The organism is Arsenophonus apicola (genome assembly GCF_020268605.1).
Lineage (GTDB): Bacteria > Pseudomonadota > Gammaproteobacteria > Enterobacterales > Enterobacteriaceae > Arsenophonus > Arsenophonus apicola.
The window spans coordinates 733470-758766 of record NZ_CP084222.1; the positions used below are offsets into that span (position 1 = coordinate 733470).

23 protein-coding genes are annotated in these 25297 nt (G+C 38.6%); 13 read left to right on the forward strand and 10 right to left on the reverse strand.

What is annotated here, in order from left to right:
- Positions 1–6: 6 nt before the first annotated feature.
- Entirely contained in the window at positions 7–351 is a 345-nt protein-coding gene (gene erpA, locus LDL57_RS03160) for an iron-sulfur cluster insertion protein ErpA (RefSeq protein WP_180560613.1), read from the reverse strand.
- 218 nt (positions 352–569) lie between these two features.
- Here erpA and hemL point away from each other — a divergent pair, with 218 nt between their 5' ends.
- The gene (gene hemL, locus LDL57_RS03165) at positions 570–1853 is read left to right on the forward strand and encodes a glutamate-1-semialdehyde 2,1-aminomutase (RefSeq protein ID WP_180560614.1); all 1284 of its coding nucleotides are present in this window, start codon (positions 570–572) and stop codon (positions 1851–1853) included.
- 64 nt (positions 1854–1917) lie between these two features.
- Here the strand turns inward: hemL and mrcB are convergent, their stop codons facing one another.
- Entirely contained in the window at positions 1918–4401 is a 2484-nt protein-coding gene (mrcB, locus tag LDL57_RS03170) for a bifunctional glycosyl transferase/transpeptidase (protein WP_180560615.1), read from the reverse strand.
- A 301-nt stretch (positions 4402–4702) separates the two neighbouring features.
- Between mrcB and sfsA the strand changes: the two genes are divergently transcribed.
- The 5 genes from sfsA to folK all read left to right on the forward strand — a co-directional run bounded on the left by sfsA (position 4703) and on the right by folK (position 9160).
- Positions 4703–5407 (forward strand): DNA/RNA nuclease SfsA, encoded by a 705-nt coding sequence (gene sfsA / locus LDL57_RS03175; protein ID WP_180560616.1) that lies wholly within the window; start codon positions 4703–4705, stop codon positions 5405–5407.
- 195 nt (positions 5408–5602) lie between these two features.
- Positions 5603–6058, forward strand: a complete 456-nt coding sequence (dksA, locus tag LDL57_RS03180) for an RNA polymerase-binding protein DksA (protein WP_180560675.1) — start codon at positions 5603–5605, stop codon at positions 6056–6058.
- A gap of 62 nt (positions 6059–6120) precedes the next feature.
- Entirely contained in the window at positions 6121–7023 is a 903-nt protein-coding gene (gene gluQRS, locus LDL57_RS03185) for a tRNA glutamyl-Q(34) synthetase GluQRS (protein WP_180560617.1), read from the forward strand.
- A 314-nt stretch (positions 7024–7337) separates the two neighbouring features.
- On the forward strand, positions 7338–8678 hold the full coding sequence (pcnB, locus tag LDL57_RS03190) for a polynucleotide adenylyltransferase PcnB (protein WP_225507457.1): 1341 nt from the start codon (positions 7338–7340) through the stop codon (positions 8676–8678).
- A 2-nt stretch (positions 8679–8680) separates the two neighbouring features.
- Positions 8681–9160: a 2-amino-4-hydroxy-6-hydroxymethyldihydropteridine diphosphokinase gene (gene folK / locus LDL57_RS03195; RefSeq protein WP_180560618.1), complete on the forward strand. Its 480-nt coding sequence runs from the start codon at positions 8681–8683 to the stop codon at positions 9158–9160.
- 271 nt (positions 9161–9431) lie between these two features.
- Here the strand turns inward: folK and LDL57_RS03200 are convergent, their stop codons facing one another.
- Both LDL57_RS03200 and LDL57_RS03205 read right to left on the reverse strand, forming a co-directional pair.
- Positions 9432–10202, reverse strand: a complete 771-nt coding sequence (locus LDL57_RS03200; protein WP_180560619.1) for an ABC transporter permease — start codon at positions 10200–10202, stop codon at positions 9432–9434.
- Positions 10199–11143 carry an ABC transporter ATP-binding protein gene (locus LDL57_RS03205; protein WP_180560620.1) on the reverse strand — a complete coding sequence of 315 codons (945 nt, stop codon included), beginning with the start codon at positions 11141–11143 and terminating at the stop codon, positions 10199–10201. Before LDL57_RS03205 ends, LDL57_RS03200 begins: the two co-directional genes overlap by 4 nt.
- A gap of 164 nt (positions 11144–11307) precedes the next feature.
- Here LDL57_RS03205 and can point away from each other — a divergent pair, with 164 nt between their 5' ends.
- Positions 11308–11958: a carbonate dehydratase gene (can, locus tag LDL57_RS03210; RefSeq protein ID WP_180560621.1), complete on the forward strand. Its 651-nt coding sequence runs from the start codon at positions 11308–11310 to the stop codon at positions 11956–11958.
- A 62-nt stretch (positions 11959–12020) separates the two neighbouring features.
- Here can and hpt read toward each other — a convergent pair whose 3' ends face one another.
- Together hpt and cueO are read right to left on the reverse strand one after the other, a co-directional pair.
- Positions 12021–12557, reverse strand: a complete 537-nt coding sequence (hpt, locus tag LDL57_RS03215; RefSeq protein ID WP_180560622.1) for a hypoxanthine phosphoribosyltransferase — start codon at positions 12555–12557, stop codon at positions 12021–12023.
- A gap of 115 nt (positions 12558–12672) precedes the next feature.
- Positions 12673–14253: a multicopper oxidase CueO gene (cueO, locus tag LDL57_RS03220; protein WP_225507046.1), complete on the reverse strand. Its 1581-nt coding sequence runs from the start codon at positions 14251–14253 to the stop codon at positions 12673–12675.
- A gap of 229 nt (positions 14254–14482) precedes the next feature.
- On the opposite strand from cueO, the gene LDL57_RS03225 reads away from it, so the two are divergent.
- The 3 genes from LDL57_RS03225 (at position 14483) to speD (ending at position 16632) form a co-directional block, all read left to right on the forward strand.
- Positions 14483–14836, forward strand: coding sequence for a YacC family pilotin-like protein (locus LDL57_RS03225; RefSeq protein WP_225507048.1), 354 nt, complete (start codon positions 14483–14485; stop codon positions 14834–14836).
- Positions 14837–14941: 105 nt separating this feature from the next.
- On the forward strand, positions 14942–15805 hold the full coding sequence (gene speE, locus LDL57_RS03230) for a polyamine aminopropyltransferase (RefSeq protein WP_180560625.1): 864 nt from the start codon (positions 14942–14944) through the stop codon (positions 15803–15805).
- Positions 15806–15831: 26 nt separating this feature from the next.
- Positions 15832–16632 carry an adenosylmethionine decarboxylase gene (speD, locus tag LDL57_RS03235; RefSeq protein ID WP_180560626.1) on the forward strand — a complete coding sequence of 267 codons (801 nt, stop codon included), beginning with the start codon at positions 15832–15834 and terminating at the stop codon, positions 16630–16632.
- Positions 16633–16760: 128 nt separating this feature from the next.
- On the opposite strand, the gene LDL57_RS03240 is transcribed toward speD, so the two are convergent.
- Entirely contained in the window at positions 16761–17387 is a 627-nt protein-coding gene (locus tag LDL57_RS03240) for a TetR/AcrR family transcriptional regulator (protein ID WP_180560627.1), read from the reverse strand.
- 217 nt (positions 17388–17604) lie between these two features.
- Between LDL57_RS03240 and LDL57_RS03245 the strand changes: the two genes are divergently transcribed.
- The 3 genes from LDL57_RS03245 (at position 17605) to LDL57_RS03255 (ending at position 21398) form a co-directional block, all read left to right on the forward strand.
- Entirely contained in the window at positions 17605–18822 is a 1218-nt protein-coding gene (locus LDL57_RS03245) for a Tm-1-like ATP-binding domain-containing protein (protein WP_180560677.1), read from the forward strand.
- Positions 18823–18837: 15 nt separating this feature from the next.
- Positions 18838–19668 (forward strand): phosphoenolpyruvate hydrolase family protein, encoded by an 831-nt coding sequence (locus LDL57_RS03250; RefSeq protein ID WP_180560628.1) that lies wholly within the window; start codon positions 18838–18840, stop codon positions 19666–19668.
- Between the two features lie 389 nt (positions 19669–20057).
- On the forward strand, positions 20058–21398 hold the full coding sequence (locus LDL57_RS03255) for an MATE family efflux transporter (RefSeq protein WP_180560629.1): 1341 nt from the start codon (positions 20058–20060) through the stop codon (positions 21396–21398).
- A 54-nt stretch (positions 21399–21452) separates the two neighbouring features.
- On the opposite strand, the gene yjiA is transcribed toward LDL57_RS03255, so the two are convergent.
- The 3 genes from yjiA to LDL57_RS03270 all read right to left on the reverse strand — a co-directional run bounded on the left by yjiA (position 21453) and on the right by LDL57_RS03270 (position 24878).
- On the reverse strand, positions 21453–22352 hold the full coding sequence (gene yjiA, locus LDL57_RS03260; RefSeq protein WP_225507459.1) for a GTPase: 900 nt from the start codon (positions 22350–22352) through the stop codon (positions 21453–21455).
- A 104-nt stretch (positions 22353–22456) separates the two neighbouring features.
- Positions 22457–22660, reverse strand: coding sequence for a YbdD/YjiX family protein (locus tag LDL57_RS03265; protein ID WP_180560630.1), 204 nt, complete (start codon positions 22658–22660; stop codon positions 22457–22459).
- A gap of 64 nt (positions 22661–22724) precedes the next feature.
- Positions 22725–24878, reverse strand: a complete 2154-nt coding sequence (locus LDL57_RS03270; protein ID WP_180560631.1) for a carbon starvation CstA family protein — start codon at positions 24876–24878, stop codon at positions 22725–22727.
- Between the last annotated feature and the right edge of the window lie 419 nt (positions 24879–25297).

The following is a 25297-nucleotide window of genomic DNA, read 5'->3' on the forward strand; positions in this document are numbered from 1 at the left end:
AAGCGATTAAATACTAAATGAAGAACCACAACCACACGTTGTTTTCGCATTTGGATTAGTAACCACAAACCGTGACCCTTCTAATCCTTCAATATAATTAACACAACCACCAACCAAATACTGTAAACTCATCGGATCAACGATTAATTCCACGCCTTGCTTTTCAATCGTTAAATCCCCTTCATTCATTTTATCATCAAAGGTAAAACCATATTGAAAACCACTACAGCCTCCACCAGTAATATAGACGCGCAAACGCAAATTGGGATTTTCTTCATCCGCAATCAGCGCTTTAACTTTATTTGCTGCAGCATCAGTAAACTGTATAGGCAATGCAGTATCATTACTCATTTCTAACTCCAGGCCGACATGCCAATCAATAGACGCAGGAAGCATCAATACTTCACTGGACAAGGGATAATTATCTAACAGCCGGCCAATTGATTCAAGATCCAGCCTAAATTAACTGATTTTAAAAAATTCCCACTAAATTTGCTATTTGGTTTACTAGCAATACTGCTTTAAGATATGGCAAAAATTTCTGCTGGACAAATGCTTGGAGTTATTTAATGAGTCAATCTGAAACACTTTACCTAAAAGCTAAAAAATTTATTCCTGGCGGTGTCAATTCGCCCGTACGAGCGTTTAATGGTGTTGGCGGTTATCCATTATTTATTCAGCGAGCTAACGGCGCTTATATTTATGATGTTGATGGTAAGGCTTATATTGATTACGTCGGTTCCTGGGGACCGATGATTTTAGGTCATAATCACCCTGTAATTAAGCAAGCAGTCATCCAAGCAGCAGAAAATGGTCTGAGTTTTGGTGCCCCTACCGCCATTGAAGTAGAGATGGCAGAAATTATTAATCAACTTATTCCATCCATCGAAATGGTACGTATGGTAAATTCAGGCACAGAAGCCACGATGAGTGCCATAAGACTCGCTCGCGGCTATACAGGGCGAGATAAAATTATTAAATTTGAAGGCTGCTATCATGGACATGCCGACTGCCTATTAGTTAAAGCGGGCTCAGGTGCTCTAACCATCGGTCAACCTAATTCTCCTGGCGTCCCTGCGGATGTTGCCAAACATACGCTTACCTGTACATTTAATGATTTAGATTCTGTACGGCAAACTTTTGCCCAATATCCGCAAGAAATCGCTTGTATCATTGTTGAGCCAGTAGCAGGTAATATGAATTGTATTCTACCGGAGGCTGAATTCTTGCCCGGCCTGCGTACCTTATGCGATCAATTTGGCGCGTTACTGATTATCGACGAAGTCATGACCGGCTTTCGAGTAGCCTTAGGTGCCGCGCAAGCACATTATCAAGTTAAACCTGATTTGACCTGTTTAGGCAAAATAATTGGTGGTGGCATGCCTGTTGGCGCATTCGGTGGCCGCCGCGAACTGATGGAAAAACTCGCACCAATAGGGCCAATTTATCAAGCTGGCACATTATCAGGCAACCCATTAGCCATGGCAGCAGGCCTAGCTTGCCTAACTGAAGTCGCTAAACCCAATACCCATAAACGCTTAACAGAGCTGACGACACAACTGGCAAACGGTTTACAAGAAAAAGCGCAACAAGCGGGGATCCCATTGATAATTAATCATGTTGGCGGCATGTTTGGTCTATTTTTTACAACTGCACCACAAGTTAATTGCTACCAAGATGTTATGCAATGTGATATTGAGAAATTTAAGCAATTCTTTCATTTAATGTTAGACGAAGGCGTTTATTTAGCCCCTTCAGCATTTGAGGCCGGTTTCATGTCCGTTGCGCATAGTCATGAAGATATTGAGCGCACAATCAAAGCAGCAAAAAATGCGTTTAACAAGATGCAATAATTATTATTAAAGCATAAAAAACCGGCACCCATTTTTAACCTAGCGCCGGTTTACCCACTTTTTATTAGTGTCCAAACATCTCTTTTACCCAAGCTGGCGCATCATTACTATTTGTCTGCTGCTCATTTAAATTCAAGTTTGGCTTCAACGATTGTATCCCTAGCTGACATAATGCTTGAGGATCCTCGGTCCATACTGGCAGAATACGATATCCACAATCTGCACAGTTAAAACTACCATCAGTATTCACTCGCATCTGCGTAATTCCTTCTGGTGGGCGATTATCCAATGCCAGAGGGGTTTGGTTTTCTAAATAACGACGATATAGTTGTAATGCACCACTTGCACCAGTAAGATTTGTCGGCCCATTATTATCACGACCCGCCCAGGCGATTGCCACTTCCTTGCCATCAATACCGGCAAACCAACTATCGCGTAGATCATTGGTTGTGCCCGTTTTACCAGCTAAATGATACTGAGCAAATTTATTCATTAATGAACGAGATGTTCCCCGCTCTACTACTTGTTGCATACCATACAGTGTTAGATAAGCTGCTTGCGGGGAAACTGCCCGCTCGGCAGAGGGATAACTTTGATAAAGCTCATTGCCATCACCATCGATCACAGAACGCAATGCCGATAATGACGCTCGATTGCCTCCACCACTGATGGTTTGAAACATTTGCGCCGTTTCCACTGGCGTTAAGTTCAATGCCCCTAATAACATAGCGGGCACTTTTTCTATCGCATCACTTGGCACGCCAAGACGTACCAATACTTTACTAACCTGTTCCAAGCCTACGCTCAAGCCAATATTTACCGTCGGGATATTCAACGAACTGGCCAAGGCATCAATTAACATGACCTGCCCCCGGAAGCGGCGATCATAATTTTTTGGTTCCCATATTTGGTTATCAAATTTGACGCTAATTGGCTCGTCTGGTACCCAGGTATTTAAACGAAAACGATCCGGTTCACTTAATGCGGTGAGATAAGTCGAGGGCTTAGCCAATGAACCAATTGAGCGGCGAGCATTTAACGCTCGATTAAAACCAGAATATTGTGGTTGCGAGCCGCCGACCATAGCGCGAACTTCACCATTAATACGGTCAACGACCACCATAGCCCCTTCAAGATCAGGCAACTTACGAGTTTTGCGTAAATCGGCTATCCCATGCTCGACAGCATTTTCAGCCGCTTGCTGCGAGACCGGATCTAAGGTAGTAAAAATCTTAGCACCGGAAAGGTTATTCACTCTATCACCCAATTTTTCAGTTAATTCTTGCCGAACGAGCTGCATAAAGGCGGGTTGAGGTGTTAAAACACCACTTCTGGATTTAACGCCCAAAGGACGAGCACTCAATATATTATACATTTCATGATCGATAATTTGGCGCGTTTCCAACAGCTTTAACACTAAATTACGACGCTCAAGGGCCAGTTTAGGGTTACGCCATGGATTATATAGTGATGCGCCCTTCACCATACCGACTAATAATGCTTGTTGATCAATACTCAGCTCATCGATTGGACGACCAAAATAATAGAGACTGGCAAGAGGAAAGCCCCGAATTTGTTCATCGCCACTTTGGCCTAAATAAACTTCATTTAGATAAAGTTCAAGAATACGTTCTTTGCTATAGCGAGAATCCATTAAAATCGCCATATAAGCTTCATTGGCTTTACGTATTAACGTTCTTTCATTACTTAAAAATAAGTTTTTAACTAATTGCTGGGTTAGCGTACTACCACCCTGAACAGTCTTCCCGGCCATTAAATTAGCAATAACCGCACGTCCAATAGAATAAATACTTACTCCGTCATGTTCATAAAAATGCCGGTCTTCGGTTTCAAGTAATATTTTGACTAAAGAATCTGGGAAATCTTCTCTCGGTAAAACTAAGCGTTGCTCATTGTTAGCCGATTGCATCATAGTGATAAGTTTTGGATCAAGCCGAAAAAAACCAAATGAACGACCATTTTCCATATTAGTAATATTAGTGAGGCGAGCTTGTTCAAAACTTAATTTAGCTAAAATCTGTTCTTCTCTTTGATCAGGAAAGGAAAATGGCCGGCGTAACATCTCAATCGTATTATTTTTAACAATATACTCACCAGGTAAAGTAATTTTATTGACCTGACGATATTGCATGCCATCTAATAATCGGATCATCTCTTCTTTACTGTAATTCATCCCTGGTTCAAGATTAACCATTCGGCCATAAACAGCTGCCGGTAGATCCCAAACTTTGCCATCAAGACGTTCACTAATTTTCTGATATAAATAGATACCATAGACACCAATTAACAGTGCCAAGACGATGGCAATTTTGACAAACAACCAAAACCAACGCCATCTATTATTTTTAGCTGGCCGAGACTTATTGTCTTTATTTGCCATTAGTTCTTCTTCCTCGTTGTCATCAATATCTTCATATGCATAATCATAGTTGTCTAAGCGATTATTTTGCTGAGATTTTGATTTTTTACCAGTGGGCTTTTTCTTAGATCTGCGCCCAATAGGTTCATAATTATCTTTGTCAAACATGGTATAAAATTAATCTTTATTTACTAGTCGTTTATTATTAGCCCAAGATCTTAATCATAACTTACAGATATTTTTTTCATATATCTCATTAAAACAAGATTTTATCATAATTCAATAATCAACATCCGCTACCTAGTAGTTTTATATCCTGATAGTGACCGTTATTACCAAGATCCCATTTAATGAACACTATCTATCCACCAATTTATATTTAAAAGCAACAATTATTAACTTATAGTGCTAAACATTGTAGCATTACTGTTGTCTTTAGCCGCATCTATCACTACTGGAGTAGTTACCAATGTATCGGTTTCCGCCACTAAAATCAGCCCAGTTAGTAAAGCGTTATAAACGTTTTCTCGCTGATGTTATTACACCATCAGGTAAATTACTAACCATTCATTGTGCCAATACAGGCGCCATGACAGGCTGTGCAACACCTGGAGATACGGTTTGGTACTCAACATCAAACAATGTTATGCGAAAATATCCACATAGTTGGGAACTGACGCAAACACAAACTGGCGATTGGATTTGTGTTAATACTCATCGAGCAAATGATCTTATTAGTCAATTTGTAGTAGAAAATAAAATTCCGGAATTATCCGATTATGATAACATTAGCCGAGAGGTGAAATATGGTGACGAAAATAGTCGCATCGACCTTCTACTAACCAAAAAACAGCAGGTTAATTGCTATATTGAAGTAAAATCAGTCACCTTACTAGAAAACAATATCGGTTATTTTCCTGATGCTGTTACAATCAGAGGGCAAAAACATTTACGTGAACTATCCTTGATAGCTGAACGAGGCGAAAGAGCAGTTTTGTTCTTTGCCGTACTTCATAGTGGTATAAAGAAAATGTCCGTTGCAAGCCATATTGATTGTCATTATGCTGCTCTCTTACGGCAAGCAACAAATATTGGTATTGAAATACTCTGCTATCAGATTAAAATATCAGAAAAAGGGCTATCAATGGATAAAAAAATACCCTTTATTCAATAAACCAAGCTATTATATTCTTTTAGGCAAAATTCGTTTTACTTACAAAATAGGCAGAGAACACGTGCATTACCCGGGTACAGTAAAACGAATTGTAAGAACCATTGCCAAGTATAGAGTGTTCTGTTATTTATAGCGGCCTTAGTTTTTCCCCCTTGTGGGGTTCTTTATGAATATTGCGTGTGTAGGAGAAGCATTATGCAAGAAGGGCAAAAACCTAAAACCTCGTCCTTAAGCATTCTCGCCATCGCTGGGGTAGAGCCCTACCAAAAAAAGCCAGGCGAAGAATACATGAACGAAGCCCAACTCAAACATTTTAGGGCTATTCTCGAAGCATGGCGCAATCAACTCAGAGATGAAGTCGACCGCACTGTAAGTCATATGCAAGATGAAGCAGCTAATTTCCCTGATCCCGTTGATAGAGCGGCACAGGAAGAGGAATTTAGCCTTGAGTTACGCAATCGCGATCGCGAACGTAAGTTGATTAAAAAAATCGAGAAGACGATAAAAAAAATTGATGATGGAGATTTTGGTTATTGTGAAAGCTGTGGAGTTGAAATTGGCATCCGCCGCTTAGAAGCTCGTCCAACAGCTGATTTGTGTATTGATTGCAAAACATTAGCTGAATTACGTGAAAAACAGATGGCGGGTTAGCCAATAATCTTACTCCATAAAAATAAGGTACACAAAAGTGTACCTTATCCTTTTGATAATCAATGAGTCATTCAATAATTACTAAAGTTCCAGCCTATATTGGACGCTTTGCTCCGTCCCCCACAGGTGATCTGCATTTTGGCTCGTTAGTTACAGCGCTTGGTAGCTACCTACAAGCCAAAAAAAAGCAAGGAAAATGGTATGTCCGGATTGATGACATCGATACAACTAGAGTCGTGCCAGGTGCGGCTTCACGCATTTTAAAAACGTTAGCGCATTATGGCTTACATTGGGATGGTAAAATCATCTATCAGTCACAACGCCATGATATTTACCATGACATTTTAGCGCAGCTAAAGCAGTGCGATGGCTGCTACTATTGTCGTTGTACACGTCAACGTATTAATGCTATCGGTGGTTATTACGATGCACATTGTCGCAATCTTGGTTTATCTTCTTCTGCAGCAGCTTTGAGAATAATCCAGTCAAAACCAGTTTATCGTTTTTATGATCAACTACAAGGTGATTATGTAGCGCCTCGTGCTTTGGCGGAAGAAGACTTCATTATTGTGCGAAAAGATAATTTATTTGCTTACAATCTTGTTGTCGTTATTGACGATAATGACCAAGGTATTACCGAAGTTGTTCGTGGCGCTGATCTCATTGCGCCAACGGTTAGACAAATTTCTCTTTATCACCATCTCGCTTTTCCAGTACCCGATTATGTGCATTTACCTTTAGTATTAAATCGTTCTCATAATAAACTTTCTAAACAAAATCATACTCCGCCGCTACCTATGAACGATCCGAGGCCTATTTTAATTGATGCACTAAATTTTTTATCACAAACAACTATTATGAATTGGCAAGACCTTAGTACTGAACAATTACTGAGCCAAGCTGTACAACATTGGCAACTAGATAGCATTCAACCAAGCGGCAGAATTGTTACAAATTATGATTAATTAGCAATTTTTATCCTACTTAGGCATTCTCAAAAAAAATCCTATAAGATATGATTAATTATTAGTATTTACTTTTTTAACTAAAATCGCATTAGATATCGAGGTGTATTATTTTTACCCGGGTAGCCAATTTCTGTCGTAATTTATTGATACGAGAAGAAAAAAATAATCGAAGTAAACAGAAATCTTATGATAGTTCAGCGACTGAGACTAAGTCCAAGACTAAGGTAAAAGCTTTACTAACAAAAAGATATCAGAGTACAAAAACCATTAAAAGTACTCAATTAGCAGATAAATCTACACCCGCCTCTGCTATAAATACTTCAATAGCCATAATTCCACGAGATAAGCATCCTATCTCGCGAAGAGACATCAGTGATAATGCACTGAAAGTTCTTTATCGTCTAAATAATGCTGGCTATGAAGCCTATCTGGTCGGAGGTAGTGTCAGAGATTTACTGTTAGGTAAAAAACCTAAAGACTTCGACGTTACCACAAATGCAACACCGGAACAAATTCGCAAATTATTTCGTAATTGTCGTCTAGTCGGACGCCGTTTCCGTTTAGCGCATATCATGTTTGGTTATGAAATCATCGAAGTTGCCACTTTCCGTGGTTCGCATGAACAAACTGATACTAATAATAAGGATCTGGCTCATCAAGCACAAAGTGGTATGTTACTAAGGGATAATATTTTCGGTAACATCGAAGATGATGCCATTCGTCGCGACTTTACCATCAATAGTCTATATTACAGAATTAACGATTTTACCCTACGTGATTATGTTGGTGGATTTGAAGATCTAAAAAATGGCATGATCCGCTTAATTGGTGATCCCAAAATCCGTTATCGAGAAGATCCCGTTAGGATGCTGCGTGCTATTCGATTTGCTTGTAAACTAAATATGCAAATCGATGCCGAAACTGCCAAGCCTATTCCACAACTGGCCTATTTATTAAAAGACATTCCATCAGCACGTCTATTTGAAGAGTCGCTCAAATTACTTCAGACTGGTCAAGGTTATCAAACCTATCAACAATTAAAACGTTATAATCTTTTTCAATCATTAATTCCGCTAGTTGAACGACACTTCACCGCCAATGATGATTCACCGATGGAGCTTATCATTAATCAGGTACTGCAAAATACTGATTATCGAATAAAGAATAACAAACGTGTTAATCCTGCATTCTTATTTGCCACCATGTTATGGTATCCACTGGTAGAACATGCTGAAAGGCTTTCTCAGGAAAGTGGATTACCCTATTACGAAGCCTTTGCTATCGCAATGAATGATATCCTTGATGAGCAATGCCGTTCTATCGCTATCCCTAAACGGCTTACTTCAATAATGCGCGATATCTGGCAGCTACAATTGCGACTACCACGGCGCCAAGGGAAAAAAGCAGATAAGCTACTTGAACATCCAAAATTTCGCGCTGCGTTTGATTTGCTAGAACTACGCGCCAACGTAGAGCAGCGGCGGGAATTAGAAGAGCTGGCTCATTGGTGGGCTGAGTTTCAACAAGCAAATAATAGACTACAACAAGAAATGGTCTCGGAGTTAGGTAATATACCAACTCATCGTCGTAATTGGTCGCATCGCCGAAATCATACTAACCGTAAACCGATAAAAAACAACCGAGTTAATTAAAGATGGAGCGTGTTTATATTGCCATTGGCAGCAATCTAAATGACCCTTTACAACAAGCACAAAGTGCCATTAGAGAATTGCATCAATTACCCAATACCAAGCCGGTTATTGTTTCTTCCTTCTATCGCTCTAAACCTATGGGGCCACAAGGGCAACCTGATTATCTCAATGCCGTTATCGCATTAGACACTGAGTTATTGCCCGCAACCCTACTTGAACATACCCAATCGATTGAATTAATGCATGGTAGAATCCGTAAAGGCGATCGTTGGGGGCCAAGAACTCTCGATTTGGATATTATGTTATACGGTCAACAAATTATCCAGACAGCGTACTTAACTATTCCCCATTATGGCCTTAAAGAACGGGAATTTATGCTTTATCCGTTAGCAGAAATTGCCCCAGAGCTACGCTTTCCCGATGGTGAATTGCTTAGTGATAGATTGCTGCTGGTTGCTAAAAATGGGCTGACTTTATGGTAACTTAGCTAATAATTCTATTGGCGATATGAATTTGTTAACGCGGGTATTTGGCTGATGCTTAAAATCTAAATAACTTAGCGGCGATAACACAGGGAAAAATGGGGGTTGACCACATGACCCGCTATCGCAAGCTCTTAGCATTCGCCAAAACCAACAAGTACTATTGAAAAAACTAAAAATTTATAACGGCTAACATAGTGATAATACAGCAGAAGCGCTAAAAAATAGCGCCAATCCGATCCTATATATTTATCACACTATACGTGAATAATTATGTTCTTAATCCTTGTCCTTTTTCAATTAAGTGCCACGTTATGGCATATAAAATAACAATAAAAATCACTAATACTGATAAGGTAATCGATATTGCAACATCACTGATGCCAAGAAATCCATAACGTAATCCGCTGATCATATAGACGATCGGATTAAGTTTAGATACCATTTGCCAAAACTCTGGCAAAAGAGACAAAGAATAAAAAACACCGCCTAAATAAGTTAATGGTGTTAAAACAAAGGTAGGAATAATACTAATATCATCAAATGTTTTAGCAAATATCGCATTCACTAACCCAGCTAATGAAAACAAAATTGCCGTCATTAATACGGTAATAATTACCATCCACCATGAATAAATATGTAATGGAACAAAAAATAACGAAACCAGGGTAACCAACAGACCAACCAATACTCCTCGGGCAACCCCACCGCCAACAAAACCCATTATGACAATATGGGTAGGAACGGGTGCAACCAACAATTCTTCAATACTTTTTTGGAATTTTGCCCCAAAAAAAGAGGAACAAACATTTGCATAAGCGTTTGTGATCACCGACATCATAATCAAACCAGGAACAATGAACTGCATGTAATTCACGCCATCCATGTTGCCAATTCTTGCACCAATTAAACTACCAAAAATAATAAAGTAGAGTGACATGGTGATCACCGGCGGTAGTAAGGTTTGTACCCAAATTCGCGCAAAACGGGTTATTTCTTTGATCCAGATGGTTTTCATCGCTACCCAGTAGAGCTGAATCATCTATTTTCTCCTTGCTTTATCGATAGTGGATGCTGTTTATTCATTAAACCAACAAATAGTTCCTCCAAACGATTTACTTTATTACGCATGCTGGTTATCTGTATCCCTTGCTCAGAGAATTGGCTAAATAAACCATTCAGGCCTTGATCGCGAAGTACATCAACTTCTAAGGTTGAAGTATCCAGCAGCCTGAATTTATAACCCTCTAATGTCGGAATCCTACTCTTTGGTGCCAGATCAAAAATAAACGTCTCTGACTCCAACTGATTGAGTAGTTTTTTCATACTGGTATTCTCAATCAATTCTCCATATTGAATAATACCAATATTTCGACACAACATTTCCGCTTCTTCCAGATAATGGGTAGTTAAAATAATGGTGGTGCCTTGCGCGTTTAAGGTCTTCAAAAAACTCCACATTGAACGACGCAGTTCAATATCTACTCCTGCAGTGGGTTCGTCCAAAATTAATAGTTTGGGTTGATGCATTAATGCGCGAGCAATCATCAAACGCCGTTTCATACCCCCAGAAAGGTCTCGCGCAGGCTCATCACGTTTGTTCCACAAAGCCAGTTGCGACAGATACATCTCTGCTCTAGATAAGGCTAATGAACGCGGGACGCCGTAATAACCCGCTTGATTCAGCACTATCTGTATTACTGTTTCAAATGGATTAAAATTGAATTCTTGTGGCACTAAACCCAACTGACGTTTTACATTCACCACGTCTTTATCTAGATCGTAGCCAAACACTCTCACTTTACCGCTCGTTTTATTGACTAATGAACTGATAATACCTATGGTCGTTGATTTACCTGCACCATTAGGTCCTAATAAGGCATAGAAATCACCCACCTCAACCTGTAAATCAATCCCGGTTAATGCTTTCACACCACCAGTATAGGTTTTTGTAAGCTGGAGCAGCTCTAAAGCATAAGTCATAAAAAACCTTTTTTATCTATTTTTAATTCACATATGATAATAAATCACACCATTAGCAATCTTTTTTCAATTAAACTATAACTAACAGCGAGTAAATATTAAAAAATAAATTGATGTTGTATATGATTATTATCGCAGTTAACCATAACTAATCCACGTGAATTATGATGAAAAAAATTAAACAGCTGTTTGAAAACAATCTTCAGTGGTCAGAATCCGTAACCAAAGAAAATCCCTCTTTTTTTAAAGAATTAGCAAAATTTCAAAATCCACATTTTCTGTGGATAGGCTGCTCTGACAGCCGCGTACCCGCTGAAAAATTAACAAAAGCAGCGCCTGGTGATCTATTTGTCCACCGAAATGTCGCTAATTTGGTGATCCATACTGATTTAAATTGCCTGTCAGTCATCCAATATGCTGTTGACGTACTAAAGGTTGAACACATTATCATTTGTGGTCACTATGGTTGTGGTGGTATTGAAGCCGCAATTGATAACACTGAACGAGGACTGATTAATAACTGGCTGCTACATGTCCGTGATATTTTGTTTAAACATAACGCAATCTTAGGTGAACTTGCACCGCAAGAACGGGCAAATCGCTTATGTGAACTCAATGTTATTGAGCAAGTTTATAATCTGGGTCATTCGACAATAATACAATCTGCCTGGCGGCGCAGCCAAAACGTCAACATTCATGGCTGGGTCTATGGTATACAGAATGGCAGACTCAATGATCTTGATGTTACGGCTAATAGCCGTGAACAGCTTGAAATTACCTATCGACAAGCTATCGCTAAATTAAGCCAAGCATAATAAGCGCCACAAAAAATCGAACGTTAGTTCGATTTTTTCATGCCAATAAATAACACTAGCACTTAATCGTCCAGTAAAATAACATGCCCAATATAGGGTAAATGTCGATATTGCTGTGCATAGTCGATACCAAAACCCACAACAAATTCATCTTGAATAGCAAAACCTGTCCATTCAACCGGAACCTCTACTTCACGTCGAGAAGGTTTGTCTAATAACGTACAGATAGCGACAGATTTAGGACCGCGTAATTTCAGGATTTGACGGACTTTTTTCAGTGTATTACCTGAATCAATGATATCTTCAACAATCAGAACATGCTTGCCGCGAATATCTTCATCGAGATCCTTAATAATTTTCACATCACGGCTTGAAGTCATGCCATTGCCATAACTTGATACCGTCATAAAGTCGACTTCATGAGGGATATCAATTTTACGACATAAATCAGCCATAAAAATAAAAGAGCCTTTTAACAGACCAACCAACACCAACTCATCTTGCAATGATTTATAATGTTCAACAATCTCTTTTGCCATCTCATCAATACGTTGTTTGACATCCGCTTCTGAGATCATGACTTCTACAATTTGTTTCATAACTTTAGGTATTCATGGAAGTAAAAACTTTAGATTCTAACATAAGGGCAATAAAGACGCGATAAAATGCCCTCATCCAATATTGATTAACAACATAAATAAAAGAGTTAATACCTTAGCTAACAGAGAAACTGAGCATCATGCCCGTATCTTCATGCTCTAACAAATGACAATGTGCCATAAAAGGATGCGCCTGGGTTGCGATATGATCAAACTTTACCAATACCTCACTGATATCACCATCAACCCGCACAGTATCTTTCCAACCTTGTCGGTGAGCAGCCACTGGTTGACCATTCTCTGTCAGGATCCTAAATTGAGTTCCATGAATATGGAAAGGATGTAACATCATGTCACCACGACCGGATATGATCCAGCGTTCATATTGACCTTTTGCAAAATTAAATGCCACCTCCGTCATGAAAAAAGGACGGTCATTAATACTATTGGCATGCAGAAGATCAAATGATTGCTTCATCATCGGCGCTTGCTGATGATTGTGCATCGCATGCGCCCCATCTTCCCTCATCATATTGCTATGACCATGCATATTCATCCCGGCCAAAGCCTGTTCACCATACTGTTTTCTGAGCGCCATCATACCTTGCATATCTAAACGTGCATCCATCCTTAAATGCAATTGACGCTGTTTAAGACCAGTCAAATCAGGCAATGAGGCAATAGAAGCTAAACTATCAGGTAAAAAAGTCGCTCTTGCATTTAATCCCGGCTCAATATGCAATACAGCTTTGGGTTGATCAAAAGGCGCTATTGTCATCCCCATTTGTTTAACTGGCAATGTAACAATATCAAACGCTTTACCATTCGAGGCATCGATCAGTACCTCAAAACGTTCAGCGCTGATCATCGGTAATTGATCAACTGCCACCGGTTCATTTAATAGTCCACCATCACTCGCAATAATATACATTTTACGCCCATCACTGGTTGCCAGATTTAAACTTCTAGCATTACAACCATTAAGAAAACGTAAACGTAACCACCCCCTAGGTGCTGTATGTTTAGGTAATACAACTCCATTAGTCAACATAATGTTGCCAAACCAACCAACAGCAGCACTCATTACATCAAGCTGATAATCTATCTGCCCTGCACGATTTAAACGTTTATCCTGCAAAATAACGGGAATATCATCGATACCCCATTGATTTGGCAATTTTTGTGATTGGCTATGTTCATCCTCAATTAATACTAAACCCGCCAACCCCATGGCAACTTGATAACCCGTTTTACCATGAGGGTGCGGATGAAACCAACAAGTTGCCTCGGGCTGGTTAACGGCAAAATTAACCCTTCTTACCGCATTGGGTTTAATTACCGCATGAGGTCCACCATCAGCTTCACCGGGAATTTTTAGTCCGTGCCAATGCAGTGCGGTAGCCTCGGATAACTGATTGTGAATATCAATAGTGATACGTTGGCCTGATTTAAGCTTGATAGCTGGACCTAACAAGGATCCATTATAACCCCATGTTACTGCTGATTTAGCGGGTAAAAATTGTGTTTTACCTTCAGTAACTCGGATGGTAATTTTGCCATGGCTGTCCGGCCATAATAATGCTGGAATAGGTAAACAAGGATATTGCGTTGCAGACAATGCAGCACGACTCCAAGTTGGTAATAAGCTTACTGATCCCATCGCCGCTGCCAGTTTCATAAAATCCCGACGCAACATAGCTTGCTCCTTTATTATTAAACCCTAATAAGATAAGGTATAAATATGAAATGGTAGAAAATAGATAAATTCACTAAAATATAGAGGTTCCACTTACTGGAAGGTCAAGCCGATATTTTTTTATGTAATATGACAATATATTTATCTGCTTTAGCTGAAAATAAGTATACTTCATCGTTCTATTGGTATTAATAGAATAAATTGACATTTAAATTATACAACTAACTGAATGCGTAAAATTATTTTTATTTCACATGTAGCTCTGTTTTTTTGGTTTATTTTTTCCACCAAAGCATCTGCCCTATCAAGCAATGAAACAGAAAATCTTGCTGATTTAACGGCAGTTTATATATTTTTAAAGCATGATTGTGGTTACACACAAATTCCTGATCGTGAAATTGAAAGAGCAATCTTCTATTTTGCTCAGAGTAATCATTGGGATCTAAGTAATTACGACAAACCTGCCATGGAAAAACTAAATGAAGAGCGTTATGATGACTTAAAAAAAATCCCTATCCCCCGTAAAAAGAAATGCCGGGTGCTTGCCAATGATGCTTTAGCGTTATTTGCCTATGTAAAATAAATACTTTCTTTCATGCATTTAGATAAGAAATTTCTTACTTACCATTGAAACGAAATAAATTATTAGCTGCGCTTTTTTAACTCTGTTAGAAAGGAAAAGACAAGTATGTCAAAAAAAGAAATTTGGCTTGAAACACTCCACCACAATGTCGGTCAATATTTTACTATTGATAATATACTGTACCATAATAAAACCGCTCACCAGGATCTGATTATTTTTGAGAATGCTGAAATGGGGCGCATTATGGCCCTTGATGGTGTGGTACAAACAACTGAACGGGATGAATTTATTTATCACGAAATGATGACTCATGTGCCTTTATTTGCCCATGGCCACGCTAAAAAAGTACTGATAATTGGTGGTGGTGATGGCGGAATGTTACGTGAAGTATGTCGACATCAATATTTAGAAAGCATCACGATGGTTGAAATTGATGCCAGTGTTGTCGAATTCTGCCGCCAATATCTACCCAATCATAATGCAGGCGCTTATAACGATCCCCGTATTAAATTGGTCATTGATGATGGTGTCAATTTTGTTAAGACCAGCCAGCAGAAATTTGACCTAATCATTTCTGATTGCACCGATCCTATTGGACCAGGAGAAGGGCTATTTACCTCAGATTTTTACCAAGGATGTGGCAACTGCCTGCATGAAAATGGTATTTTAGTGGCCCAAAATGGTGTTTGTTTCCTGCAACAAGATGAAGTGATTAATAGTCACCAAAAACTCTCTGTTTACTTTAAAGATTGCGGTTTTTATCAAGCCGCTATACCGTCTTACTATGGCGGAATGATGACCTTTGCCTGGGCAAGCCAAACAGCAAAATTAGATCAAATACCCTTGCAAATATTAGAAGATCGTTTTAAAAAAGCAGATATTATCTGTCGCTATTACACACCCGCATTACATCTAGCCAGCTTCGCGTTACCACAGTACTTACTGGATTTACTTGCTAACAAAGCATAGTTTTACTCAATAGGAGGTGAAATAAATTGCAAAAATTGAAATTACATGGTTTTAATAATTTAACTAAAAGCCTAAGTTTCTGTATATATGATATCTGTTATGCCAAAACAACAGCAGATCGCCATAGTTATCTGGCCTATATTGATGAGCAATATAATGCAACCCGCTTGACTGAAATTCTAACTGAAACCTGCTCTATTATTGATGCCAATATCTTGAATATTGCCCGGCAAGATTATGATCCTCAAGGTGCCAGCGTTACAATTTTGATCAGCGAAAATTCAATAAATCCCCAAAATGTAGACAACACAGAAAATCCAGGGCCATTACCTGATTCTATCGTTGCTCATCTCGATAAAAGTCATATTTGTGTTCACACCTACCCAGAAAGTCATCCAGATGATGGTATATGTACTTTTAGAGCAGATATCGAAGTCTCCACTTGTGGCGTGATTTCGCCATTAAAAACCCTTAACTATCTTATTCATCAACTTGAATCAGATATTGTTACTATTGATTATCGGGTTCGTGGTTTTACCCGCGATGTTAACGGCATCAAACACTATATTGATCACGAAATCAACTCCATTCAAAATTATATGCCGGAAGAATTTCAGTCTCAGTATCATATGATAGATGTTAACCTCTATCAGGAAAATCTTTTTCATACTAAAATGATGCTAAAAGACTTTGAGCTTAATTTGAATAACTATTTATTTAATACGACCGCAGAACAACTTGCCCCTGAGGAAAAAAAACGGATTACTTATCTGTTAAAAAAAGAGATGCAAGAAATCTATTACGGCCGTAATCTGCCAGAACTGTAATTTATATCGATTAGTGGATCGAGAATAGATATCTTATCCACTAATCACACGACTCCATTTTATTATTGATATTCATTTTTACTTTAAAGCCAGGATATACTAAATATATTATCGGATAATAAACAGGCCTATTGCTTTTTTTCATTATCTTTTATGGCTTGATTATAAATGGCTTTTGCTATCCATTGGTTAATTTCTATTACCTCTGCATTATCCATATGCCAAATATCTTTCATTACCAAAAAGACTTCAGAACCATAAATAAGCGAAAATGCTCTTTTTACTCTCTCAATAATTTCTGGCGAAAAGTCATCCTTCATCGGTTCAACTATCATCGCCAAAGTATCTTTCCGATGTCCACGAACTAACCGTTTCTCTGCCTTAATTGTCGATGAACGAGCTGCCGCCCATTGCTGCAAAGAAACTTGCAATGCTGCTCTAAGCGCTCCTTCATATTGAAACATACGCGGATAGGCAAATAACAATAATTCTTGGATCCGTTCTTCCGTTTTTTGGCTATCAGGCAACCAGGTTAAAATAGGCCCTAAGCTTTCACTCACAATGGCAGAAACTAGATCGCTATGAGTTGGAAAATAACGATAAGCGGTCGCTCTCGAAACATGAGCATGAGATGCAACTTCAGAAACAGAAGGCAATTTCCCGTCTTCAAACAAGCTCAATGCAGTAGAAATTAATCGGTTAAAAGTCCGTTTTCTAGTACCTGTGTATTGTGAAATAAGATCAATTGACGTCATAAAATTTATCCTTTATTTTTAACCAAAATGGATTTAAACGTCACCTTTACGATAACTTTTATAATTAGAATGTACTGCATTAAGAAACAATATAACGCTAAAGAATTAAAAATAAATTGAGACTAATATCTCAATTTATACAAAGCACAAATGATAGCTTACTTTTAATGTGCCTATAATACTCCCATCCAAGTCAGCAAACAATCAAGGATTTATGATGAAGGAACAGCATGGATATATCTACATTGCAGCGACGCTCGATACCAAAGGTATCGAAACTTTTTATGTTAGCCAACTTATAAAAAAAACGGGCTTAGCGGTACGTATTGTTGATTTAAGTACTAAAGCTGACAATTTGGATGATAAAGCTGATATTACGGCTGAAACTGTTGCTAGCTATCATCCTATAGGAAGAGATGCTATCTTTGGCCAAGATAGAGGTAAAGCTGTCGCCGCGATGGCAATCGCATTTGAAAAATATCTGTTACAACAAAAAGATGTTTTAGCTATTCTTGGATTAGGTGGCTCAGGTGGAACAGCGCTTATTACACCCGCAATGCAATCTCTTGCCGTTGGTATTCCTAAATTAATGGTCTCAACAATGGCATCCGGTGATGTTTCAGGCTATATCGGTGCCAGTGATATTGCCATGATGTACTCAGTGACAGATATTTCTGGCCTTAATGTTATCTCCCGTAAAATTCTAAAAAATGCCGCTGCCCAAATCGCAGGTGCAGTACTTTTTAATTCTGCTGATGATACTGAAGACAATAATAAACCAATATTGGCACTAACTATGTTTGGTGTAACAACGCCCTGTGTCCAACAGTTAACCAAAAAATTAGCTGATCATTATGATTGTTTAGTCTTTCACGCCACCGGAAGTGGTGGCAAAGCAATGGAAAAACTGGTTGATAGCCAATTAGTAGATTGCGTGCTAGATATCACAACCACCGAAGTTTGTGATTACCTTTTTGACGGTATACTTGCCTGTGACGAAGATCGCTTTGGCGCAATCATACGTACCCAAACACCCTGTATCATCTCTTGTGGTGCATTAGATATGGTTAACTTTGGTCGCCCAGCAACGATCCCTGAAAAATATAAAGATCGCCATTTTTATCATCATAACAGTCAAGTTACCTTAATGCGCACTACAGCCGAGGAAAATGATCAGATGGGAGTTTGGATCGCACAGAAACTTAATCAATGCCAAGGCACTGTTACTTTCATTATTCCAACAGGAGGATTCTCCGCATTAGATATTGAGGGTGGAGCTTTTTGGTCACCACAAGCTAACCAAGCTTTCATTGATGCGTTTAAATCCAACTACCAGATCACCGCTAACAGAAAATTAATAATCAGTCCTTACCATATCAACTCAACAGAATTCTGTCAGCAAGTGATACAATTGCAGCAAGAATTAATGAATTAAATTGGAGTTATTGATATGAAACAAACACGCGCATCATTATTAGAAAAATTTCAAATGATGATCTCGCAGGGTCAACCCATTATCGGGGGTGGTGCCGGCACGGGTTTATCAGCAAGATGTGAAGAAAGAGGAGGGATCGATCTTATTGTAATTTATAACTCCGGTCGCTATCGCATGGCTGGCAGAGGTTCATTGGCAGGTTTACTCGCTTATGGCAATGCCAACGATATTGTTATAGAGATGGCAAAAGAAGTTTTACCCGTAGTTAAAAATACTCCGGTATTAGCTGGTGTTAATGGTACCGACCCATTTTGCCAATTCGATCAATACCTTGACTCCCTAAAAATGATGGGATTTGCCGGTATACAAAATTTTCCTACAGTAGGTTTGATCGATGGTAATTTCCGAGCTAACCTTGAAGAAACGGGCATGGGATATGCGTTAGAAGTGGATTTGATCCGGCAAGCCCATGAAAAAGATTTATTAACAACCCCTTACGTTTTTAGTGCTATTGATGCTAAAAACATGACAGAAGCTGGCGCTGATATTATCGTCACGCATATGGGATTAACAACGGGTGGTGATATTGGCGCAAAAACAACTCACGCATTAGAGGATTGCGTAAAGCTTATTAACGATTGGGCGGCAGCGGCAAAATCTGTTCGTAAAGATATTATTGTACTTTGCCATGGCGGTCCGATTGCAACACCTGAAGATGCCAAATATATTTTACAAAACTGTCCTGATTGCCACGGTTTTTATGGGGCAAGTTCTATGGAACGTTTACCGGCAGAAACTGCCATAACTGAAACGACAAAAATATTTAAAACGATAAAACGAAAATAATTTTTAATCCATTTTAGGTTGTTAAATCAACCAAACTATTGATCGCTAGCACCAGAAGCCTGTGGTATTTACCACAGGCTTATTTTATTTAATAGATAACTAGCAAATAAATAGATGTTGCAATAAATTAATAATAATTAACAAAATATTAAAATATCCTTACCAATAGAAGCTTATCATCTAATTTAATTAATATAGAATTAGAGATTACAAAAATAGAAAAAACGCCTAACTATTCAATTAATTTAACTAACGAAATTTAAATAAAAAAATACCAATAAATAATAAATAGTTAATCATCTATCATACATATATAAAATGTGTAAAATATTTAGTCGTTTTTTGTTTATTTTGCCAAAAAGCTTTTTGTTTACTTAAAAAGGTGCATAATGCATTCATCTGATGTTACCGAGCGTTCGCTCTATTCGCTAAGTTGGCCGATCTTTATTGATGTTCTGCTCCATTTTGCGACATTACTTATCAATACTTATATGGTTAGCCACGTCTCCACAGCTTATCTGGCTGCAATGGGCGTAGGCAACCAAGTTTTTGATCTTTTTATCACCATATTTAACTTTATCAGTGTAGGATGCAGCGTTGTTATCGCCCAATATTTAGGTGCAGGTAAAAAAGAAAAGGCCAGTCAAGCCATTCATATCTCGATTGCTTTTAACTTCCTATTAGGTTTTCTAAGTGCTGTCATTATTCTACTGTTTGGCTATAAGATCCTCGGGATCATGAATACACCAGCACATTTACTTGATTATGGTTATGCTTACTTACATATTCTTGGTTTATGTTTAATACCAGAAGCAATTTCTATTATATTAGCGGCTTGCTTACGTGTTTATGGCAGATCACAACCGGCAATGTGGGTAACATTTATTGCTAATCTAATCACCATCTTCGGCAATATGATTGTTTTATATGGTTTTTTTGGCTTACCTCAATATGGTTTAACCGGCGTTGCCTGGTCTACTGCTATCGGACGCATAATCGCTATTGTATTACTTTTCTTCTTACTGTTTAGTGGCCTGAGGATCAAATTTGTTCCCACTTTACTGTTCCGCTGGTCAAAAAGTATGTTGAATAAAATATTACATATCGGACTACCATCAGCAGGCGAAAATTTAGTCTGGATTTTACACTATATGGTCGCTTCTGCTTTCATCGGTTTAATGGGAGAAACCTCTCTTGCTGCTCAAACTCTCTATTTCCAACTTTCACTATTTATTATGTTGTTTGGTATTTCCCTTAGTATTGGTAATGAGATCATGGTGGGTCATTTAGTCGGCGCCAAGCGCTTTGAGGATGCCTACCAGAGAGGATTGAAAAGCTTGCAATGGGGATTTTTTATTACCATTGGTATTGTCTTTTGTTTCTGGTTATTTCGTATACCACTATTGGATGCAATCACTGAAGATCAAAATATTATAAAATTATTACTTCCGCTGTTCTTACTCTCTGTTTTCCTAGAGCCTGGCAGAACACTGAATATTGTCATGGTGAATGCCTTACGTGCTGCTGGTGATGCCCGTTTCCCCTTCTGCACCGCACTTATTTCTATGTGGGGTATTGCGCTGCCAATTAGCTATTTTTTAGGTTTAAAAATGGGAATGGGGTTATTAGGGATCTGGCTTGGATTCCTATGTGATGAATGGCTACGCGGTCTAACCAATGCCTGGCGTTGGCGCTCTAAGCGTTGGCAAACTAAGCGGCTCGATATCTAATACCATTGCTACCTTAGTTGTCTTTAAGCAACCAAGGTAGCCACAAAAAACTGATCAACTAACGCTTTCTGTTAATAATGCAAATTGTTGTCGTATTTCCTCTTCCGGTAAATGTAAACCAATAAAAACCATTACACCTTGACGCGTCTCGCCTGCTTGCCATTCACGATCCCAATCTGCACTGTATAAACGCTGCACGCCTTGAAATATTAATCGACAAGGCTGATGTTTAATCGCTAATATTCCTTTATAACGTAAAAGATTATCAGCATAGTGACATAATAAGGTCTCCATCATTTTTGATAATTTCGACAATTCAACCAATTGATCAAGATAGACTACAATCGATTGAATAGCATTTTGTGTGCTAGACATAAAGCGAAAAACTGGTTTTGCAATGGTTAAGTTATCGCTAAGCATAAATCCATTTAAATTAAATAAGGGTGCTATAGCTATATCACCATGGGTGACTGGATAAATAGCGGCTCGGGCATTAATACGCTGTAAACGCGCTATCAATGCGCTATTATTTGATTGAACATCAGTTTTAGTCAGCAAAATACAATCCGCATAACCAATCTGAATTTGAGCAATAATAAATTGATTCAGTTGTTTTTCAGCATGTACTGCATCCACAACAGCAATAATGCCATCTAAAACAAAACGTTGACAAAAAACTTGGTGCGAAAAGAAAGTTTGAGTAATAGGGCCTGGATCAGCCATTCCAGTACATTCAATAACCAGGCGATCAAAAACCAATCGTTTTTTATCTATACCATCCAGTAAATCTAATAGCGTATTTTCTAATTCATTCGAGCGATTACAACAAATACAACCATTACTTAAGGTTGTTATTTGAGTGGCATTATCACCGATAAGCTCACTATCAATCGATTCTGCCCCAAATTCATTTTCAATAACTGCAATCTTATAGCCATGCTTTACATTGAGAATATGACGAAGTAATGTCGTTTTGCCTGCTCCTAAAAATCATGTCAATATTGTTACTGATATTGGTGTCATGCTAAGCCTCAGTTATCCTATCCATTGAATAATCGCTAGCAACAGCGAAAACCCCCTTTATCACTACCAGCATAACGCGCTGCCTGACGTTGCCGAAAAAATTCTTCATAGCTCATAATAGGCTGCTCAGGATGATTATGACGCATATGCTGAACATAATTATCATAGTCAGGAATACCGATTAGCATAAGTGCCGCCTGTCCCAAATATTTGCCTGCTTGTGCAAGATTATTAAACATATTTATTACCTCAAAAAACTCCCACCTAAGTGATAACCTATTTTGTGGGGAAAAATAATACTAATTAATGTGAGGAGGAAATTTTAATATCGCTTTCAGCGACAGTAACATAAGGTGTTTCCATATCTGAACGTCTAGCTGTTCTTCCTGCTTTTATCGCTATTTTAAGCCCATAAAAAATAATGCTATACACCACGAGCAAGAATAAAATACTTAATCCTGCATTAGTATAATTATTGATCACAATATGATGCATATCAGACAGTTTTTGCGCCGTTGTAGCAGTGGCAGCGGTTGCTATTTTTGCTTGGTATGAATGAGCCAAATAGATAAAGCCTTCCAACTGAGGATCAGCGCTAAATAATTTCAAACCCAACGCCCATGTAGTACATATTAATAACCATATTGCTGGAACAAGTGTTACCCAAATAAACTTAGTACGCTTCATTTTAATCAAAATAACACTGCTTAAAACTAACGCAATCGCTGCCAACATCTGATTGGAGATACCAAATAATGGCCATAAACTTTTAACACCACCTAAAGGATCAACAACCCCTTGATAAAGCAGGTAACCCCATAAACCAACACAACCGGCAGTAGCAATAATACCAGCTACTAATGAATCTGTTTTTTTCAGCGCCGGGATAAAATTAGCCAAAAGATCTTGTAACATAAATCGACCAGAACGTGTGCCGGCATCCAAAGCGGTCAAAATAAATAAAGCTTCGAAAAGAATACCAAAGTGATACCAAAATCCCAGATCAGCAGCAGGGATAATTTGCTGAAATACATAAGCAATACCTACCGCAAGCGTAGGCGCGCCACCGGCACGATTCAAAACAGAAGGTTCACCGATATCTTTAGCCGTTTGCAAGATTTGCTCTGGCGAAATAATAAATCCCCAAGAACTGACAGTTGCTGCAGCATGTACGGTAACTGCTTTCAATTGTGCCATAATCATAGCTGCATCGGAGCTGCCTAATTGATGCAAATTAGGCATGGTAAATCCTAATGCGGCCGGAGGGGTATTCATTGCAAAATAGAGACCAGGTTCAATGATAGAAGCAGCAACTAGCGCCATGATAGCCACAAATGACTCCATCAACATAGCGCCATAACCGATGTAGCGAGCATCGGTTTCATTTGCCAATAATTTAGGCGTTGTTCCCGACGCAATTAACGCATGAAAACCAGACACGGCCCCACACGCAATAGTAATAAACAGAAATGGAAATAATGTTCCTTTCCAAACTGGCCCGCTTCCATCGACAAATTGGGTTACAGCCGGCATTTTTAAAGCTGGGTTAAGAATGATAATGCCAATTGCTAAACCAACGATGACACCTATTTTCAAAAAGGTCGCCAAATAATCTCGTGGCGCTAAAATCAACCACACCGGCAATAGCGCTGAAACAAAAGCATAACCAATTAAGACATACGTAATGGTCGTATCTTTAAAGGTTAACGCACGTCCCCAATAAGGATCATGAGCAATAATACCACCAAACCAAATTGCCACAATCAACAGAGTAATACCGATAATCGAGACCTCAGCAACACAGCCTGGCCGAATATAGCGCATATAAATACCCATAAAAAGCGCAATTGGTACCGTTGAACAAACGGTAAAAACTCCCCATGGACTTTCAGCCAATGCTTTTATAACAATTAACGCTAATACGGCTAATATGATAATCATAATCAAAAAGCAGCCGAATAATGCAATTGAACCTGGTACTACCCCCATCTCTTTTTTTACGATTTCGCCTAAAGAAATCGCATTGCGGCGCGATGAAATAAATAACACCATAAAATCCTGCACCGCCCCGGCGAGCACGACACCTGCCAACAGCCATAGTGTACCTGGCAAATAACCAACCTGGGCCGCCAATACCGGCCCGACTAATGGGCCGGCGCCGGCAATGGCGGCAAAATGATGGCCAAATAACACATTGCGATTGGTTGGTACATAATTTAAGCCATCATTATTCAGGACGGCGGGTGTGGAACGGGTTGGGTCAAGCTGCAATACTTTTTTGCCAATATATAAACTGTAATAGCGGTACGAAATTAAATAAACGGCAATGGCAGCAACAATGATCCATAAAGCACTAATGTGCTCTCCACGTCTAAGGGCAACCACACCTAAACAAATAGCACCAATGATCCCTAATATTAACCAAGGGATATGCCTTAATATATTATTCTTATTCATTTAAGAAACTCTTCCTAGGTGAAATAAACATGTCATATGGGAATAACTTTTATTGACTATTTTCAGCATCTATTTTTTAATTCATGGCAGTTTAAAAACATCCTTTGCCATGATGATTATAATAAAACGGAAGAGGAAGAAGTTGATTTTTTCTAAGTAAACGGTTAAATAAATTCAATGAGTGGTTAAAAATAAAAAAAGAAATATTTTTTTGTGACAGCGCTAACAATACAATTGTTAAACTATTAATAGGTTGAGCGTTAATGACTGGTTAAAAATGTTATTATTGTAAAATAATAAACATTATTAATATAGGTAAAAATAAAAATGTTACTGTTTAATCAAAGTAACGTGAAGTCAGAATGACAGTTAAATGAATAAACAAATAGAATAAACGCTAAAAAATTAAATAATCAGCA